The organism is Aureimonas sp. AU40, assembly GCF_001463785.1.
Lineage (GTDB): Bacteria > Pseudomonadota > Alphaproteobacteria > Rhizobiales > Rhizobiaceae > Aureimonas.
In genome coordinates this window covers 1-18058 of the sequence record NZ_BBWL01000006.1, presented here as the reverse complement: position 1 = coordinate 18058, position 18058 = coordinate 1, and the positions used below count along the sequence as shown (strand labels likewise).

The window sequence follows — 18058 nt, the reverse complement described above, 5'->3', positions numbered from 1 at the left end:
GGAACGGGCCGTGCCGGCCCTCAAGCGAGCGGATGCGGATCGCCCCGCCCAGACGCGGCCTCTCTCCCAAGATCGGCGTCTCGCCTTGATGTGCCGCCAATTCCCGCAATCGTCAACACATTTGTCAAACATAAATTCATTTTGTGCGAATTTCACAACCGAATGACGAGATCGTACCGAGACTCACAACTTGATATGCCGGCCGAAAACTTAGAAATCCGCATCGTTAACTTGTTCGGCTAAATTTACCGCCCACGATTGGAACTATAGAATGTCGCATTGCACACACTGCGAGATTGAGTACAACGAACTCGTTCTGAACATTATTAATTTGCAAATCACAAAAATTCGGTTTAGCGCTTCGATCACCCGCGCTTCTGGCGCGTTTCGCATGGGTGGATTGCCATGAAAGCCGCGCTCCTACGGGCCCCCAACGACGTCTTGTTCGAGGATGTGGCCGACCCCGTTCCCGAGCGCGGCGACCTCGTTCTCAAGGTGCGCGCGGCCACGATCTGCGGCACCGACATCCGCATCGTTTCCGGCCGCAAGACCATGGGCGTGCGCTACCCCTCGGTTCTCGGCCACGAGTTTTCCGGCGAGATCGTCGACAATGGCGGCTCCAGCCGCTTCAAGGTGGGCGATGCGGTCTGCGTCGATCCCGCTATCGCCTGCGGTCACTGCGCCTATTGCAAGCGCGGGCTGGAAAATGTCTGCGAGAACCTCACCGCCATCGGCTACGAGGTGGATGGCGCCTTCGCCGAATATATCCGCATTCCCGGTCGCGCCATCGAGACCGGAAATGTCTTCGCCATGCCGAGCGGCGTCTCGTTCGAGGAAGCGGCGCTGGCCGAGCCGCTGGCCTGCGTCATCAACGGCCAGGAAAAGGTCGGCGTCGAGCGCGGCGATGTGGTGGCGATCCTGGGCTCGGGCCCGATCGGTCTGCTCCACGCCAAGCTCGCCCGCCTTTCGGGCGCCCGGCGCATCATCGTCTCCGAGCCCAATCCCGGCCGCCGCGAGGCGGCCCTGCGCGCCGGGGCCGACGTGGTGGTGGACCCGACCTGCGAAGACCTGAAGGCGATCGTGAAGCAGGAAAGCGGCGGCATCGGCGCCGACGTGGTGATCGTCGCCATCGGCGTGCCGAGCCTTGCCAACGACGCGCTGGGCCTTGCCCGGCTGCGCGGCCGCGTCTCGCTCTTTGCCGGCTTCAACAGGGGCGAGATGGCGCCGCTCGACGTCAACGCCATCCATTACAACGAGCTGATCGTCACCGGCTCCTTCGGTCTGACGCGGCTCCAGTTCGAGAAGTCGCTGAACCTCATCGCCTCGGGCCAGCTCGACACCAAGCCCTTCCTGACCCATCGCTTCGCCCTGCCGGCCATCGGCGAGGCGCTCGCCACGGCGGCGCGCGGCGACGCGATCAAGGTCGCCATCGTTTCCTGAGATGGACGCGATGCTGCCCAGCCGCCACTTTTCCGTCCTGATCCTGGGCGCGGGGATCAACGGCATCGGCACGTTCCGCGACCTCTGCCTCCAGGGCGTCGACTGCCTCCTGGTGGATCGCGGCGACTTCTGCTCGGGCGCCAGCGAAGCCTCCTCGCGCCTCATGCATGGCGGGCTGAAATATCTGGAAACCGGCGAGTTCCGCTTGGTGCGCCAGTCGACGGAGGAGCGCAACATCCTCCTTCGCAACGCGCCGCACTATGTCACGCCGCTCGAAACCGCGCTGCCCGTGCGCTCGCGCTTCGGCGGCATCGTCCCTTCCATGAAGCGCTTTCTCGGCCTGAAGGCCAAGCTCAACGATCGCGGCTCCGTCATCACCAAGCTCGGCCTCTCGCTCTACGACCATTTCGGTCGCCCCTTCCGCGCCATGCCGGTGCATCGCTTTCTCGGCCGGCAGGCGGCGCAGCGCGCGCTGCCGGGCCTCGACCCCGCCATTTCCTCGGTCGGCCTTTATTACGAGGCGCGTCTCGACCATGCCGAGCGGCTCGGGCTGGAACTGGTGCTGGACGCGCTGGCCGACAATCCGCGCAGCGAGGCCAGGACCTATGCCGGCGTCTGCTCGGCGGCAGGCGGCGTGGTGGAAATCCGGGACACGCTGACCGGCGAGGCGCACTGGATTACCTGCAATGTCGTGGTGAATGCCGGCGGCGCCTGGATCGACGAGGTGAACGCCGCGCTCGGCCTCAACAGCCGCTACATGGGCGGCACCAAGGGCTCGCATGTCGTGGTGGACAAGCCCGCTTTGCTCGAGGCGCTGGGCGGGCGCATGGTCTATTTCGGCTCGGCCGACGGGCGAGTGAACCTCCTCTATCCCTTCAAGGGCAAGGTGCTGATCGGCTCCACCGACATTCCGGTCGCCCATCCCGACGAGGCGCGGGCGAGCGACGAGGAGATCACCTATCTCCTCTCGGTCGTGCGCGAGGTCTTTCCCGGCATTCCGCTGTCGCGCGCCGACATGGTCTATTCCTTTTGCGGCGTGCGCCCCCTGCCCCATGCCGATGTCGGCGACCCCGGCGCCATCAGCCGCGACCATTCCATTGCCGAGGACAAGCTACCCGGCACCAACGTGCCCGTCCTGTCGCTCATCGGCGGCAAGTGGACGACCTATCGCGGCTTTGCCGAGGAGGCGACGGACCGCATCCTCGCCCATCTCCACACGCGCCGCCGCGCCTCCACCGCCGATCTCGCCATCGGCGGCGGGCGCGACTATCCCAAGAGCGAAGCGGCGCGAGCCCGCGTCGCGGCCGAGCTTGGCGCCCTGTCGCGGACATCGTCGGAGACCGGTGAGCGGCTTCTGTCGCGCTACGGCACGCGCGCCAAACATGTGGCCGAGGCGATAGGCCGCTCGGACGGGCGCCGCCTGCTCAGCCTGCCGGACTACCACGTTGCGGAGATCGGCTGGATCGCGGCCCATGAGCGGGTCCGCACCGCCGACGACATCCTGCGCCGGCGCACCGACATCGCCCTCAAGGGCGAGGCGAACGAGAGGGCCAAAGCGGAGGTGGAGGCGATCCGCCGCGGCGAGGCCGCCAAGGTGAACTGACGGCTCGCCCCGTCGAACCGCGCGGATCGGGAAGGGGTCCGCGACATGGGAGGAACTTGAACATGCGCTACGACTACACGTCGATCGGCTTCTACACGTTCGACTGCCTGGGACGCCCGGTCGGCGCGATACCGCCCGGCGGCGGCACGCAGTTCATCGAGGAAATCGAGATGGCCGTGTCGGGCGCCGCCGGCGCGGCGGTGATCGCCGCCGCCAAGCACGGGCTGAACTGCCTAGCGGTGGGGGGCGTCGGCGACGATCTCATGGCCGACTGGGTCCTAAACCGGCTCGGGCATTTCGGCGTCGACACGTCCACCATGCAGCGCCTCTCCGGCGTCGGCACCTCCTCCTCCATCGTGCTGACGCGCGCCGACGGCTCGCGCCCGGCGCTGCACATGAAGGGCGCGACGGGCGCCTTCGAGATCACCGAAGACATGTGGGATCAGGTGCTCGATGCCAAGGTGATTCATATCGGCGGCGTCGGGCTGATGGACCGCATGGACGGCGCCCCTTCCGCCCGGCTCTTCCAAGAGGCCAAGCGGCGCGGCGCGCTGACAACGGTGGACGTCTTCGCCGCTGCCGAGAAGGATCTCGATAATGTCGTCGGCCTGCTGCCGCACACCGACTATTTCCTGCCCTCGATCGAGGAGGCGCGCGTTCTGTCTGGCCGCGAGGAGATCGAGGACGTCGCCCGCTTCTTCCTCGACAAGGGCGTGACCTGCTGCATCCTGACGCTCGGCGAGAACGGCGCCTATTACCGCCATTCCAACGGCGACCGCTTCCTGATGCCGGCCTTCGACATCGAGATGATCTGCTCCTGCGGCTGCGGCGACGCGTTCAACGCGGGCATCGCGACGGGCCTCGTGCGCGGCATGGACCCGGAAAGCATGGTGCGCTTCGCCCAAGCGACCTCGGCGCTGAACGCCACCGGCCTCGGCAGTCAGGCGGGCGTCACCTCTTTCGAGAACACGCTCGCCTTCACCAAGACGCGCACCCGCGCCTCGGCCGAGCACGCCGCCGCCCTCGTCGCCTGACGTTCCGAAGGCTGAAGGCCGCCGACCGGCTCGTGCCGATCGGCGGCCTTCGCCGATTCAGAACCGATAGGTCGCGTTGATGCGGAAGGAGCGGCCGGGCTCGGTGTAGTAGAGGCTCGGCTGCGCCCGGGTCTCGGGCACGTTCACCGCGTCGTAGTAGGTCTTGTCGAAGAGGTTGAACACGCCGGCCGCGAGCTTCAGCCCCGGCACTTGCGTCGGCTCATACCAGGCCGTCATGTCCACCACGCCATAGCCCGGGGCCTCGAACCCGTCGTCCACCTTGTCGCGCCGCGCCGCGAGCTTGGTGGTCACCTCCCCGCCCCAGTCCGTGTGGTCGTAGCCGAGGCCGAGGATAGCGGTCAGCGGCGGGACGGAGTCGAGATAGGTGTCGTCCGTCAGGTTGCGCCCTTCCGAATAGGCCAGCGAGGCGCGAGCCGTCCAATGGTCGAGGAAGCGGACATGGCTGCCGAGCTCGACGCCGGAAATCCGCGCGTCGGGGATGTTGTAGTAGCTCGACACGCCGCCCAGCGGATATTCGCCGCCCGGCGCGCGAAGCTGCACCGTGTCGATGAAGTTGCGGTAGCGCGTGGTGAAGACGTTGATCTGGGCGCCCATATCCTTGTCGCCATAGCGCAGGCCCGCGTCGAACCCGTCGCTGGTTTCCGACAGGAGATCGGCGTTGCCGGTGCGCAAGTAAGAGCCGACCGCGCCATAGCGCGAGTAGAGCTCGCCCACCGTCGGGGCGCGAAAACCCCGGGTATACTGGGCATAGGCGGTGAGCTGCGGCAGGAGATCGTATTCCAGCCCGAGCTTGGGCGAGAAGGCGTGGTCGCTGTTGCCGTTCGGCACGGTGCCGGTGAAAGCCGCGCTCGCCCGGTATTCCGGGGTCGCTTCGGGGTCGTTGTCGAACCAGTCGAAGCGCAGGCCCGGCGTCACGCGCAGCCGGCCGGAGAGAAGCGCGACCTCGTCCTCGCCATAGAGGCCGAGGATGCGGCTGGTCACATCCGGCGCGTCGGCCTGGTTGGTGTGGAGCATGCCGCAGGCGAAGCGATCGCGCGCCCGGTTCAGCGAGCAATTGTCTCGACCCGCGGAATATTGGGTCGTATCGGCCGTGCGAAGCTCGGTGCCGAGCGTCACACGGTGCTGCACCTCGCCCGTCTCGAACGTCTTGCCGACAAAGCCGTTGAAGCCGAAGGCCTCCTCGTCGATCGAGTTGTTGCGCGAGAAGGGGCCGATCACCGAGGTCGTGCGATAAGCGTTCACGCTCGTGTCGCGCTCGATCTGTTGATAATAAAGCACCATCTTGGCCGTATCGATCCAGCCCTCGCCATCGGGCGAATCGAAGTCGTAGGTCAGCGCCGCCTTGCGCCGATCGACTTCCTCGCCGGTGAAATACTGGCCGGGGCGGTAATTGCCCGTCCGGCTCTGGCTCGTGCGCCCCTCGAAGTCCTCCTTGCGATTGAACACTTCGCCGGTGAGGCCGAAGCGATGGCCGCCCTCGACATACTGATAGACCTTCCCCAGCAGATTGTACTGGTCGTAGTCTTCGGGGTTCGGCGCGGTGCGCTGGGGGCCGTAGAGATCGAGCGTGCCCATCGTGTCGGTTTCGTGCCCGGTGCGGGTGCCGCCCTGCACCAGGGCCAGCGTGTCCCCCGCCCGGACGGCGGCGGCGTTGCTAGTGAACCAGCTCCGGTCGGCCGAATCGTAGCCGTTCTTGGTCAGCGCGCCGATCCGCCGCCCGCCGAGCAGCAGGTCCTCCGGGTCGAGCGTGCGCAGCGCCAGGACGCCGCCGAGCGCCCCGGTGCCGAGCAGTGGATCGGCGCCGCGCGTGAGATCCAGCGCCGAGAGCGCATTGAAGTCGAAACTATCGGCTCCGCCATTGGCGCCGCGCGTGACGTCGGCGAGGTAGGGCACGCGCACGCCGTCGATCGTGGTGAGGACGCGCGCGCCCTCCAGTCCGCGGATGTTGATGCTGTTCGTATTGCGGTTGAAGGAGACTCCGGCTTCCTGCGTGCGGCCGAGATCCTGAATGTCGTCGATCAGCTTGCGGTCGATCGTGGCGCGGCTGGTGGTGGAGGTGGTTTGCGTCCCCGCCGCCCCCTCGCTGGCGCTTGGCCCGCCCCCCGTCACGACCACCGTGTCGAGTTGCACCTCCTCCTTCGGAGCGGGTGCCGCCGTCTGCGCTCGCGCCGGCCCGGCCGCCCAAAGAGCGGAGGCGGCAACGCCCACCAACAAAGCTCGAACCGCCACGCATCGTCCCACTGTCTCGTCCCCTCGACCAAGCTGATTGTTTCAAGCCGCGCCTTGTGATTGGAAGATTTCTACAATCTCCCTAGGCGACCGAGCTTGAATCACTGTCTATCGACGCCATCTCGCCCGAGTCAAACAAATAAGACTTACAGTATTTACATTTTAGACGTTCGAATTTTGAATATTTACAATGTGAAATCGTTCTTAGAACGGTTTTAGACTTCCCTATTTTAGCGATATGACTTGACGGCTCGGCACATCCGTTCTTACTCAGGCCCAGATGTAAGCCACCCCCCGGGAAAGACTTGCCATGCGCACGCCCGTCGCCGCCCTTCTCCTGGCCCTCCTTGCCGTCCCCGCCTCGGCCGAGCCGCTGCCCACCCGCGTCGTGTCGATCGGCGGGGCGATCACGGAGGTTCTCTATGCGCTGGGCGAGGACAAGCGCATCGCGGCGGTGGACACGACCAGCGTCTACCCACCGGCCGCGCTCAGCGAGAAACCCAATGTCGGCTACATGCGCGGGCTCTCGGCCGAGGGTGTCCTGTCCTTGTCGCCCGACCTCATCCTGATGGAGGACGGCGCCGGGCCGAAGGAGGCGGTGGCGCTGATCGACGCGGCGGGCGTTCCGGTGCGCCATGTGCCGAGCGGATACAGCGTGCCCGATCTTCTCCAAAAGATGCGTCTCGTCGCCGCCGCCGTCGGCCGCGACGAGGAGGGCGAAGCGCTGGCCCAGCGCATGGCGGGCGAACTCGAAGCGCTGCGGGGGGACCTTGCGGAGATCAAGTCCAAGCGCCGCGTCCTCTTCCTCCTGTCGGTCGCGGACGGGCGCGCCAATGCCGCCGGGCACGGCACCGGGGCCGACGCGGTGATCCGCCTCGCGGGGGCGGAGAACGTCTTCGGCGACGTGGAGGGCTACAAGATGCTCTCGCCCGAATCGGCCGCCGCTCTGAAGCCGGACGTGATCCTGATGCTCGACCGGGCGGGGCCCGGCGGCGGCGATCCGCTGGCGATCCCGGCGCTCGCCGCGACGCCGGCGGGCCAGGCCGGCGCCGTCATCCGCATGGACGCCGCCTATCTTCTCGGCTTCGGCCCGCGCACGCCCGCCGCGCTGCGCGATCTAGCAGTAAGGCTTTATCCCGACGCCGGGCTCGGAGCCTCCCTTGTCCGCTGATACGATGGACGGCAAGCCGAGCATGCGCCGGCTGGGGGCGAGGCGTGGAGCGCCGCGCGAGGCGTCCGAACCCTTGGCTGCCCCGGCGCTTGCCGGCGACCGCAGCGCCAAGGCCCGGCTCGCGACGCTGCTTCTGGCCCTGCTTCTCGCCGCCACGCTGATCGTCGCGCTGGGCACGGGGCCGGCGCTGCTGTCGCCACGCGCGGTCGCCGCCATTCTTCTCGCCGGCCCCAAGGGCGAGGTCGCCTTGCTCGCCGACACGGTGATCGTCTGGCAGATCCGCCTGCCGCGCGTGCTGCTCGGGGCGCTCGTCGGTGCCTCGCTCGGGCTGGTCGGCGCGATGATGCAGGGTCTGTTCCGCAATCCGCTGGCCGATCCAGGCCTGATCGGCGTGTCCTCCGGCGCGGCCTTCGCGGCGGTCGCGACCATCGTCCTTTCGGGGAGCGTGCTCGCGCCCTTCACCGCCGCTCTCGGCCTTTATGCCCTGCCGGTTTCCGCTTTCGGGGGCGGTCTGGCGGCGACGCTCCTGATCTACCGCGTCGGCACGCGGGCCGGGCAATCCTCGGTGGCGCTGATCCTTCTGGCGGGTATCGCGCTCGGCGCCTTCGCCGCTGCCGGCACGGGCTTTCTCGTGTATCTCAGCAACGACAACCAGCTGCGCGATCTCACCTTCTGGAGTCTGGGGGGCTTGGGCGGCGCCACCTGGGCCAAGCTCTGGGCGGGCCTGCCGATGATGGGAGCGGCGCTCCTCGCCGCGCCCTTCCTGGCGCGCGGGCTGAACGGCATCGTCCTGGGCGAGGCCGAGGCCTATCATCTCGGCATTCGCGTCCAGCGCCTGAAGCGCCTGACCATCGTCATCGTCGCGCTGGCGACGGGCGCGGCGGTCGCCGTGTCGGGCACGATCGGCTTCGTCGGCATCGTCGTGCCGCATCTCCTGCGCCTCTGGTTCGGGCCGGACCATCGCCACCTCCTGCCCAATGCGGCGCTCGGCGGCGCGGTGCTGCTGCTCGTCGCCGACATGGCGGCGCGCACGCTGGTCGCCCCGGCGGAACTGCCGATCGGCATTCTCACCGCCGCGCTCGGCGCGCCGGTCTTCCTGTGGATCCTGCTGCGCCGGCGCGGCCTGGCCGGTTTGTGAGGCTTCCGCGACCATGCTCGACCTTCTCCAGGCCAGCCTCTCCTATCGCGGCCGCGAGGTCGTCCGCCCGCTGTCGCTGCGCGTCGAGCCGGGCGCGTTCACCGTCATCGTCGGGCCGAATGGGGCGGGCAAGTCGAGCCTTCTCAAGCTCATGACCGGCGAACTCCCGCCGGCCGGCGGCGAGGTGCGTCTCGACGGCCAGCCGCTGGGCCGCTTCTCGCCCGAGGAGTTGGCGCGCCGCCGCGCCGTCCTGCCGCAAAGCGCCAGCCTCGCCTTTCCCTTCACCGTGGCCGAAGTCGTGCGCTTCGGCCTGGAGGCGGGCGGCCGCGCGCGGGAGCCGGGTGCCATTCGCGCCGCGCTTGCCCGCGTCGATCTCGCCGACTTCGCGGGCCGCTTCTACAACGAGCTTTCGGGCGGCGAGCAGCAGCGCGTGCATCTGGCGCGCGTCCTCTGCCAGATCGGCGCGCCGATCCATGCCGGAACGGCCCGGCTGCTCTTTCTGGACGAGCCGGTCTCCAGCCTCGACATCCGCCACCAGCTCGCCGTGCTGGGGCTGGCGCGCGAGTTCGCGGCGGCGGGCGGTGCGGTGGTGGCCGTGTTGCACGATCTCAATCTGGCGAGCGGTTTCGCCGACCGGCTCATCGCGATGGAGAACGGGCGCGTCGCCGCCGACGGGCCGCCCGCCGCCGTCTTGACCGACGCGCTGGTGGAAGAGGTCTTCCGCATCCGCCTCGCGGTCGGCGCGACGCCCTTCCCGCCCCAGCCCTTCGTTCTGCCGCAGACGGCGGCGCCGCTTTCGAGGACATCCGCATGGATACATTGACCGACCTGTCCGCCACGCCCTTCTACGCCACGGGCAAGCGCAGCCGCGATCTCGCCGCCGAACTCGGCCTGTCGGAGGCCGAGCTTCTGGCAAGCCATCAGGGGCCGGAGGTCGTGCGTCTGGCGCTGGAGCCCAAAGCGCTGGTGGAGGCTCTGCCAGCGCTCGGCGAGATCATGGTGCTGACGCGAAACGATGTCGCCGTGCACGAGAAGGTCGGCGCGTTCGGCGGCATCCATTTCGGCGAACACGCCGGACTCGTGATCCACCCGCCGATCGACCTTCGCCTGTTTCCCAAGCATTGGGCCTCGTGCTTCGCGCTGGAGCTGCCCGACAAGGCCGGGCCGCGCCGCTCGATCCAAATTTTCGACGCATCGGGCGAAGCGGCGATCAAAATCCACCTGCGCGCCGCCTCAGACGCGGCGGCCTTCGAGGCGATCCGCGCGCGTTTCGCCCTGGCCGCGCCCGCACCGCTCGCCGTCTCGCCCTACGCGGCCGAGACGATGAGGAAGAACGTGGACGCCGACGCCTTCCGCCACGACTTCGAAGCCATGGCGGACGTTCATCAGTTCTTCCCGCTGCTTCGCCGCCACGGGGTCAGCCGGCGCGGCGCGCTCGACCTGATGGGCGAGGCGCATGTGCGCCCACTCGGCGCCAAGACCGCGACGCGCCTTCTGGAAGCGGCGAGCGCTGAGAGCCTGCCAATCATGTGCTTCGTCGGCAGCCGGGGCTGCATCCAGATCCATTCCGGCCAGGTGCAGACCATCCGCGCCATGGGACCGTGGGTCAACGTGCTCGATCCCGGCTTCGACCTGCATCTGCGCGAGGACCTCGTGGCCGAGGCCTTCGCCGTGCGCAAGCCGACGCGCGACGGCCTGCTCACCTCGGTGGAACTCTTCGACGCCAAGGGCGCGCTGGCCGTGCAGTTCTTCGGCGTGCGCGAGGAAGGGCGGCCGGAAGACCCGCGCTGGCGCGCCCTGGTGGACGCGCTCGGAGCAGGCTTCGACGCCTGACCGCGACGCGCCTGGCCCTTCAGCAGGGCGAGGCGCCCTGCCCTCGCAGCCTCAGCCGCCGTGATAGGCGATCTCTTCGCGCAGCCGCGCCGGCCCGTCCTCCAGGCCCAGCACCACGGCGGTGAGGATGCGCGCCTTCACGCCGGTGAGATCGCCCGCGAAGACGCCGCCGTTTCGCTCCACGTCCTTGCCCGCGCCATTGCCGTAGATCGGCTTGACCCGGCCCTCCGGGCAGCGCGAGCACATGATGACGGGCACGCCGCCGGCGACGATCTCACCGATCGCCTCGGTCACGACGGGCCTGCAATTGCCGCGCCCGAAACCCTCGATCACGATCGCCTTCGTGCCGCTCGCCGCGAGATAGCGGATCACCTTGTCGCCGGTGCCGAGCCCGAGCTTGACCAGCTCCACCTCCGTCTCGATGCGAGCCGGCGCATAGGTGCGGCGGATCAGGGGGCGGCGGTGGAGGATCACGTCCGTGCCGTCCACCTCGCCCAGCTTGCCATGCTCACCCGAGCGGAACGTGTCGGTGCGCGAGGTGTGGGTCTTGGTCACGTCGCGCGCGGCGTGGAACTCGTCCTCGAAGCAGACCAGGGCGCCGAGCCCGCGCGCCAGAGGCGAGGCGGCGAGGCGCACGGACTGGGCGATGTTGCGTGGCCCGTCCGTGTCGGGCGCGTCGGCGCTCTTCTGCGCCCCGGTGAAGACCACGGGCTTGTCGCCCTCGATCAGGAGATCGGCCAGAAAGGCGCTTTCCTCCATCGTGTCGGTGCCGTGCGTGACGACGACGCCGTCGCAATCCGGCCGGGCGAGATGAAAGCGGATGCGCTGGGCGATGGAGAAGGCGAGCGGCAGGTCGATGGCGGAGGAGCCGACGCGGCAGAAATCGTCGATCGCGAGATCGATCCCCTCCAAGCTGTCGTGCAGGCTGGCCTTCAGATCGGCGCCCGTCATCTCGGCCACCACATCCGCCTTCGCCCCGCCGGGCCGCGAGGCGATCGTTCCGCCGGTGGTGATGAGCTGAATGCGGGCCATGGCCAGTCCTTTGCCGTCGAAACGCGAGGCCGTGGCTTAGCAAGATTCTCCGCCCGATGGGAGGCGAGCCGATTCCGCCGTCAGAGGCGGGTTTCCCGGAGAAGATGGGCGAAGGGCAGGTCCGGTCCCAGGGGAACGATGCGGTTCGGGTTGAGGCTCTTGATCGAATAGTAGCCGCGCTTGATGTGGTCGATGCTGACCGTCTCGGCGACGCCCGGCACTGCCAGCATCCGCTCGAGATAGGCGCTGAGCGCGGGATAGTCCGCGATGCGGCGCAGGTTGCATTTGAACAGGCCGTGATAGGCCGCGTCGAAGCGAACGAGCGTGACGAAGAGGCGGATGTCGCTCTCGGTCAGCCGCTCCCCGAACAGGAAGGGACCCTTCGTCAGACGCGTTTCCATCTCGTCCAGCGCGGCGAAGACGTCGGCGAACGCCTCCTCGTAGGCGCCTTGCGTCGTCGCGAAGCCGGCGCGGTAGACGCCGTTGTTGAGGCTGGGATAAAGCCGCGCGTTCAGGGCGTCGATCTCGGATCGGAGATCGGCGGGATAGAGGTCGAACGTCGCATCGGCCAGCTGGCCGAAGCCGCTGTCGAACATGCGCAGGATATCGGCCGACTCGTTGTTGACGATGGTCGCTCGCTCAAGGTCCCAGAGCACCGGCACGGTGGCCCGGCCGCTGATCGTGGGGTCGGCCTTCGTGTAGACCTCGTGCAGATAGGTCGCGCCATTCACCCTGTCCGGCGTCGCCTCGCCGAAGCGCCAGCCCTGGTCGCCCAGCTCCGGCTCGACCACGGAAACAGAGACCGCCGTCTCCAGCCCCTTCAGCTTTCGCGCGATCAAGGTGCGCGAGGCCCAGGGGCAGATGAGCGCGACATAGAGATGGTAGCGCCCGGCCTCGGCGGGAAAGCCGCCCTCGCCGCTCGGCCCCGGCACGCCGTCCGGCGTCACGAAGTTGCGAAAGCTGGAGGTCTGCCGAACGAAGCCGCCCTTCTCGTCCTTCGCCTGCACCGGTTGCCAGTCGGCCACCCATTTGCCGTTCAAGAGCATGAGACGTTCCTTTCGATTTATGAGCGGGTCGGCGCGGGAAGAAGCGAAACGGCGGTGCCCCAAGGGTCGGCCAGCGTCAGGCGGCCGCCCTCGTCGCTCCGCGCCGCCTCGGTGGGAAGGCGGGCGCGGATGGCATCGAGCGCGTCGGGGCGCGTGAGAAGTTCCAGCTCAGTGAGCCCCGTGGAGGGCTGCAGCCTCGCGCCGGCGCCCCGGCTGTTCCAGACATTGGCGGCGAGCTGGTGGTGGTATCCGCCCGAGCCGAAGAAGCTCGCGCCGGGATAGCGACAGGTCACGTCGAAGCCGAGAAGCCCGCCATAGAACCGGTCCGCCGGCTCCAGCGCACCAACCTGAAGATGCACATGGCCGACCGTTCCCCCTGCGGGAAAGCCGGTCCAATTCCGCGCCTTGCCCGCGCCCAAAAGGCCTTCCGCGTCCAACGGATCGCTTGCCATCTCGAGCTCGCCGCCGTTCCAGCGCCAAGTTTCCGGCGTCCGGTCCGCATAGATTTCGATCCCGTTGCCCTCGGGGTCCGAGAGATAGATCGCTTCGCTGACGAGATGATCCGCCGCGCCCTGAAGCCGCACGCCGCTTGCCCCGGCATGCCCGAGCCAGGCGCCGAGATCGGCGCGCGTCGGCAGCAGAAAAGCCGTGTGGAACAGGCCCGCCTCGCGAGCTGAGCGCTGGCGGGCGCCCGGGTCGTGCCGCAGTTCCAGAAGCACCGTCCCGCCCGCGCCGAGGCGGGCAACATCCGCGCCGCCCTCCATGAGTTCGAGCCCGACGGCCTGGCTGTAGAAGGCACTCATCGCAGCGAGATCGCGCACGGTCAGCGCGACGCGGCCGATCCGGTGCGGCGCTCCGGCCAAGACGGGGGCAAGCGCGGAGCGCTCGGAACGGGCAAGCGATACGGAAGCATCCTCCGGGTGCGCGAGATCGGACATCGTCTCCCCCATCCTCCACCAGAAACGGGGATCGGGCCGCGCCCATCCCAACCATGCCTCGTCATATGCACCCGCGCGATTGGTTTGATAATCCGGCGATCTGGGATAACACTTCACACTAAGGGAGTGAGATCATGCTGGATCGGCTGACGGGACTTCAGGTCTTCGCCAGGGTCGCAGCGCTCGGCAGCCTGTCGGGCGCCGCGCGCGCGCTCGGCATGTCGCAGACCATGGCGACCAAGCACATGGCCGCGCTGGAGGATCGGCTGGGCCTCAAGCTCCTCCATCGCACGACGCGCAAGGTGATGCTCACCGAGCCGGGCCGGCATTATCTCGACACGGTGGAACGGCTGCTCGCCGAGCTTGGCGAGGCGGAGGCGAGCCTTGTGGCCGAGCGGCTGGAGGTGACGGGCACGCTGCGCCTTGCCGCCCCCGTTTCCTTCGGCGTGCGGGAGATCGCGCCGATCCTTGCCGATTTCTCGCGCCTTCATCCCGGGCTCACCGTCGATCTCGGCCTCAACGACCGCGTGGTGGATCTGGTGGAGGAAGGCTGGGACGCGGCGATCCGCATCGGCCGCCTGCAAGCGCCAGCGCTGATCGCCCGTCGGCTGGCGCCCTGCCGCCTCCTCGTCGCGGCCGCGCCGTCCTATCTCACTGCCCGCGGCACGCCGCGCCGGGTCGCCGATCTCGGCCATCACGAGTGCCTGGGCTATACGCTGTCTCCCGCGCTCGGCGCCCATCGCTGGCAGTTCGGGCGGGATGGATCGGTGGAGGTGGCCGTGTCCGGTTCCTTGCGCGCCAACAATGGCGACGCGCTGGTGGCCGCGGCGCTGGCCGGCCAGGGCATCGTCTACGAGCCGACCTTTCTCTTGGGCGACGACATCCGCGCCGGCCGCCTCATGCCGCTCGCGCTCGACCATCCGCCATTGGACATGCCGGGCGTACATGCCGTCCACGCCCTGGACCGCCGCCCGCCGGCCAAGGTGCGCGCGCTGATCGACTTTCTCGCCGCGCGCTTCGGACCGAACCCGCCCTGGGACCGGGACTTGCCTTTCGACTAACGGGGGCAGCCTTGCGCTCTGGCTGATGACATGCCGGACTCGCGCTCGGCGTCGAACCCTGCGCGCTTGCCTTGGCGCGGTGGAGCCTGCCAACTCTCCCTTCGGGCGCTGGGCCGACGGTCGCCGAGGCTTACGACCTCTGCGGTCACAAGCACGCTGCAGAGGTGATGGTCTCATCTCTCGCCCCCTTTTTGAAGGCCACAGCGCCCGACATCGCGGCTCACGCCGCACATCAGATGCGCGAGGGCGACCCGAGAGCGCTCGCTTGCGTTTGGGAAATATTCAGCGCCAGCGCTCAGCGCATTGATCCACCGGCCTGCCGGTCCGCGCCTCGTCGAATCGGGCAAGGGTCTTTAGGGCGCACGCGGACCGAGCCTGTCATCGAACCGTCAGGGCACGGCCTTAGACTCCGTGGAACCTACACTTCCCACCATCCCGCCCGTGCCAATGCTGTTTCCCGAGTTGAGCTATGCCCGCCCGCACGATCCCCTCCTTCGGCGTGTGGTGATCCGGTCGATGGAGCGGGCGGCGGGGCGGGGCAAGCTTGCCCGGCTCTACGCGCTCTGGCGCGAAGGGGCGCGGCTTCGGCCCATGGCCCGCTTCCAGTCCATGCTCGCGGTGATGCGCATCCGGCTCGACATCGCCGGCGCCTGGCCGCCAGCCATCTCGCCCGGCGAGCCGCTGGTGATCGTCGCCAACCATCCGTTCGGCATCGGAGACGGCGTGGCGCTCCTGGCGCTGGCCGAACAGCTCGGCCGACCCTTCCGCATCCTCGTCAGCAACGACCTGATGCGGATCGAGGAAATGGCGGTGTGCGGCCTGCCCGTCTCGTTCGAGGACACGCGCGAAGCACAGGCGCTCAATCTCCAGACGCGGCGCGAGGCGATGCGGCTCCTGCGCGAGGGCGTCACCATCCTCGTCTTCCCCGCCGGGGGCGTCGCGACCGCCGCCAAGGTCTTCGGCCGCGCCGAGGACCTGCCCTGGAAGCAGTTCACCGCCCGGCTGGCGCGCATGGGCGGCGCAACGGTCCTGCCCGTTCATGTCCATGGGCAGAACGGGCCGCTGTTCCATCTGGTCAGCAAGTGGTCGCAGACCCTGCGCTACGGCCTTCTTATCGGCGCCTTCCGCCGCCTCTACGGGCGCACGATCCGGCTGACCGTCGGCGAGCCGATCCGCGCGCGGGATCAGGTCGAGGGACGCGCCCTTACCGACACGCTCCGCCGCTCCGTCTTTCGCCTGGCGCCACGGCCAGAACCCCGGCGCACCTCGCTGCGCGCCGCCTTGAGGGCGCGCCGGCGAAAGGCGGGCGACTGACCGCCCGCCCCGCCGCGCTTCGTCAGGCCGCCTCGTAGCCGACGATGCCCTTGATCTCCAAGAACTCCTCCAGGCCGAACTCGGCATATTCGCGCCCGTTGCCGGAATGCTTGTAGCCGCCGAAGGGCGCGCCCGGGTCCCAGGCGGGATAGTTGATATAAACGTTGCCGGAGCGCATCCGCGCCGCCACGCGCCGGGCGCGGTCGAGGTCGGCCGACTGGATGTAGGAGGCGAGGCCATAGACCGTGTCGTTGGCGAGGCGCACGGCGTCCTCCTCGCTCTCGTAGGAGAGGATCGACAGGACCGGCCCGAAAATCTCCTCGCGCGCCACGGTCATGTCGGGCGTCACATGGGCAAACACCGTGGGCTTGACGAAATAGCCCCGATTCATCCCGTCCGGCCGGCCTAAGCCGCCGGCGACGAGGCTCGCGCCTTCCGCGATGCCGGTCTCGATCAGCCGCTGGATCTTGTCGTACTGCATCTGGCTGACCACGGGGCCGAGATCGACGCCCTCGTCGCCCGCCGGGCCGACCTTGAAACGGGCAGCGGCGCGCGCGGCGATCTCCGCCGCCTCGTCATGCCGGTCGGCCGGCACGAACATGCGCGTCGGCGCGTTGCAGCTCTGCCCCGAATTGCCGAAGCAGCCGGCGACGCCCTTGGTCACGGCCGTTTCCAGATCGACGTCGGGCAGGAGGATGTTGGCCGACTTGCCGCCGAGCTCCTGGTGAACGCGCTTGATCGTGTCGGCCGCCGACTTGGCGATCAGGATGCCGGCGCGTGTGGAGCCGGTGAAGGACACCATGTCGATGGCGGGATGGCGCGAGATCGCCTCTCCGACGCCCGGGCCGTCGCCGTTCACGAGGTTGAACACGCCCGGCGGCACGCCCGCCTCGTCCACGATCTCGGCAAAGAGAATGGCGTTCAGCGGCGCGATCTCGGAAGGCTTGAGCACCATGGTGCAGCCGGCGGCGAGCGCGGGCGCGACCTTGGCCATGATCTGATTCATCGGCCAGTTCCAGGGCGTGATCATACCGACGACGCCGATCGGCTCCTTGGCGACGAGCGTCGTGCCGTGACGCGCCTCGAAGGAAAACACCTCCAGCGTCTCGATCGCCTTTTGCAGATGCCGGCGGCCGATGCCGGCCTGCCACTCACGGGCGAAGGGAAGCGGCGCGCCCATCTCGCGGCTCATCACCTCGCCCAGCTCGTCGAAGCGTCGATCGTAGACCTCGAGCAGCCGGCGCAGCAGCGCGAGGCGCTCCTCGCGGCTGGTGCGCGAAAAGCTCTCGAAGGCGCGGCGCGCGGCCGCCACGGCCTTGTCCACATCCGCCGCCGAGCCGAGCGCGATCTCGCCGCAGCTTTCCTCGGTGGAGGGGTCCACGACCGCCAGCGTTTCCAGCCGGGCGGGATCGACCCAGGCGCCGTCGATGTAGAATTTCAGGGCGTTCTTCATGGAAATGCGGTCCCGGATTGGAGAAAAAGGCTGGCCTACGCTGCCGCGCGTTCGCGCAAGAAGGCGAGCATCGTGCTGGCATCCGACAGGTTGACGCCGACGCCTTCGGGCTCGTCCCGCACGCCCGGCTCGGCAAAGAGCTTCACGATCGCGCCGTCCTCCACCAGCATGGAATAGCGCCAGCTTCTAAGGCCCATGCCGCTGTGCGTGCGTTGAACGAGCAGGCCCATTCGGCGCGTGAAGTCGCCATTGCCATCCGGCAGCATGAAGACCTTCTCGATATTGCGGCTGCGTGCCCATTGATAAAGGACGAAGGCGTCGTTCACTGACAGGCAGATCACCTGATCGACGCCGAGCGCGACGAAGTCCTCGTAATGCGTCTCGAAGCCGGGCAGATGCGTGTCCGAGCAGGCGGGGGTGAAGGCGCCGGGCACGGCAAAGAGCACGATGCGCTTGCCGCCGAAAACCTCCGCCGTCGTCAGGTCCTTCCACTCGAACGGGTTCGGCCCTCCCAGCGCGTCGTTGCGCACGCGCGTATGGAAGGTGACGTCGGGAACGCGATCGGGCTGCATGGCCTCTCCTCAAGGCATTCGGCGCGGCCGGGCCGACGGTCGGGCATCGGGGCCGCTCTGGCGGGGATTGTCGGCCGCCGCCCGCCCGGAGGCAAGCGCGCTATCCGTGCAAAGCCGGCAGCATTGGAGACGATGCCCATAAAAAAGACCCGCCGCATGCGCTGCGGCGGGTC

Annotated in this window: 15 protein-coding genes; 9 read left to right on the top strand and 6 right to left on the bottom strand. The window is 68.3% G+C overall.

Annotation, left to right across the window (positions count from 1 at the left end):
- Nucleotides 1–405: 405 nt before the first annotated feature.
- The 3 genes from AUL32_RS02650 to AUL32_RS02640 all read left to right on the top strand — a co-directional run bounded on the left by AUL32_RS02650 (nucleotide 406) and on the right by AUL32_RS02640 (nucleotide 4077).
- On the top strand, nucleotides 406–1440 hold the full coding sequence (locus tag AUL32_RS02650) for a zinc-dependent dehydrogenase (RefSeq protein WP_082659186.1): 1035 nt from the start codon (nucleotides 406–408) through the stop codon (nucleotides 1438–1440).
- A gap of 10 nt (nucleotides 1441–1450) precedes the next feature.
- Nucleotides 1451–3043 carry a glycerol-3-phosphate dehydrogenase/oxidase gene (locus AUL32_RS02645; protein ID WP_192847410.1) on the top strand — a complete coding sequence of 531 codons (1593 nt, stop codon included), beginning with the start codon at nucleotides 1451–1453 and terminating at the stop codon, nucleotides 3041–3043.
- A gap of 62 nt (nucleotides 3044–3105) precedes the next feature.
- Entirely contained in the window at nucleotides 3106–4077 is a 972-nt protein-coding gene (locus AUL32_RS02640) for a carbohydrate kinase family protein (protein WP_082659184.1), read from the top strand.
- Between the two features lie 57 nt (nucleotides 4078–4134).
- On the opposite strand, the gene AUL32_RS02635 is transcribed toward AUL32_RS02640, so the two are convergent.
- Complete coding sequence (locus tag AUL32_RS02635; RefSeq protein WP_062111501.1) at nucleotides 4135–6228, bottom strand: TonB-dependent hemoglobin/transferrin/lactoferrin family receptor; 2094 nt, start codon at nucleotides 6226–6228, stop codon at nucleotides 4135–4137.
- 409 nt (nucleotides 6229–6637) lie between these two features.
- Between AUL32_RS02635 and AUL32_RS02630 the strand changes: the two genes are divergently transcribed.
- From AUL32_RS02630 to AUL32_RS02615, 4 genes are read left to right on the top strand one after another with little or no spacing between them, the layout of a single operon-like run.
- Nucleotides 6638–7498, top strand: coding sequence for a heme/hemin ABC transporter substrate-binding protein (locus tag AUL32_RS02630; RefSeq protein ID WP_062111499.1), 861 nt, complete (start codon nucleotides 6638–6640; stop codon nucleotides 7496–7498).
- Nucleotides 7499–7520: 22 nt separating this feature from the next.
- Nucleotides 7521–8636: a FecCD family ABC transporter permease gene (locus AUL32_RS02625; protein WP_062111565.1), complete on the top strand. Its 1116-nt coding sequence runs from the start codon at nucleotides 7521–7523 to the stop codon at nucleotides 8634–8636.
- Between the two features lie 13 nt (nucleotides 8637–8649).
- Nucleotides 8650–9459 carry a heme ABC transporter ATP-binding protein gene (locus AUL32_RS02620; RefSeq protein ID WP_062111497.1) on the top strand — a complete coding sequence of 270 codons (810 nt, stop codon included), beginning with the start codon at nucleotides 8650–8652 and terminating at the stop codon, nucleotides 9457–9459.
- Nucleotides 9447–10469 (top strand): hemin-degrading factor, encoded by a 1023-nt coding sequence (locus AUL32_RS02615; protein WP_082659180.1) that lies wholly within the window; start codon nucleotides 9447–9449, stop codon nucleotides 10467–10469. The genes AUL32_RS02620 and AUL32_RS02615 overlap by 13 nt, the downstream gene beginning before the upstream one ends.
- A gap of 51 nt (nucleotides 10470–10520) precedes the next feature.
- Here the strand turns inward: AUL32_RS02615 and AUL32_RS02610 are convergent, their stop codons facing one another.
- The 3 genes from AUL32_RS02610 to AUL32_RS02600 form a co-directional block, all read right to left on the bottom strand.
- The gene (locus AUL32_RS02610; protein WP_062111493.1) at nucleotides 10521–11501 is read right to left on the bottom strand and encodes an asparaginase; all 981 of its coding nucleotides are present in this window, start codon (nucleotides 11499–11501) and stop codon (nucleotides 10521–10523) included.
- Between the two features lie 80 nt (nucleotides 11502–11581).
- The gene (locus AUL32_RS02605) at nucleotides 11582–12547 is read right to left on the bottom strand and encodes a glutathione S-transferase family protein (protein WP_062111491.1); all 966 of its coding nucleotides are present in this window, start codon (nucleotides 12545–12547) and stop codon (nucleotides 11582–11584) included.
- A gap of 17 nt (nucleotides 12548–12564) precedes the next feature.
- The gene (locus AUL32_RS02600) at nucleotides 12565–13485 is read right to left on the bottom strand and encodes a VOC family protein (protein WP_082659178.1); all 921 of its coding nucleotides are present in this window, start codon (nucleotides 13483–13485) and stop codon (nucleotides 12565–12567) included.
- A 134-nt stretch (nucleotides 13486–13619) separates the two neighbouring features.
- Here AUL32_RS02600 and AUL32_RS02595 point away from each other — a divergent pair, with 134 nt between their 5' ends.
- Together AUL32_RS02595 and AUL32_RS02590 are read left to right on the top strand one after the other, a co-directional pair.
- Entirely contained in the window at nucleotides 13620–14546 is a 927-nt protein-coding gene (locus tag AUL32_RS02595) for a LysR family transcriptional regulator (RefSeq protein ID WP_062111489.1), read from the top strand.
- Between the two features lie 447 nt (nucleotides 14547–14993).
- Complete coding sequence (locus AUL32_RS02590; RefSeq protein WP_062111486.1) at nucleotides 14994–15860, top strand: 1-acyl-sn-glycerol-3-phosphate acyltransferase; 867 nt, start codon at nucleotides 14994–14996, stop codon at nucleotides 15858–15860.
- A gap of 22 nt (nucleotides 15861–15882) precedes the next feature.
- On the opposite strand, the gene AUL32_RS02585 is transcribed toward AUL32_RS02590, so the two are convergent.
- Together AUL32_RS02585 and AUL32_RS02580 are read right to left on the bottom strand one after the other, a co-directional pair.
- The gene (locus tag AUL32_RS02585; protein WP_062111483.1) at nucleotides 15883–17313 is read right to left on the bottom strand and encodes an aldehyde dehydrogenase family protein; all 1431 of its coding nucleotides are present in this window, start codon (nucleotides 17311–17313) and stop codon (nucleotides 15883–15885) included.
- Between the two features lie 35 nt (nucleotides 17314–17348).
- Entirely contained in the window at nucleotides 17349–17885 is a 537-nt protein-coding gene (locus AUL32_RS02580; RefSeq protein WP_062111481.1) for a peroxiredoxin, read from the bottom strand.
- Nucleotides 17886–18058 lie beyond the last annotated feature (173 nt).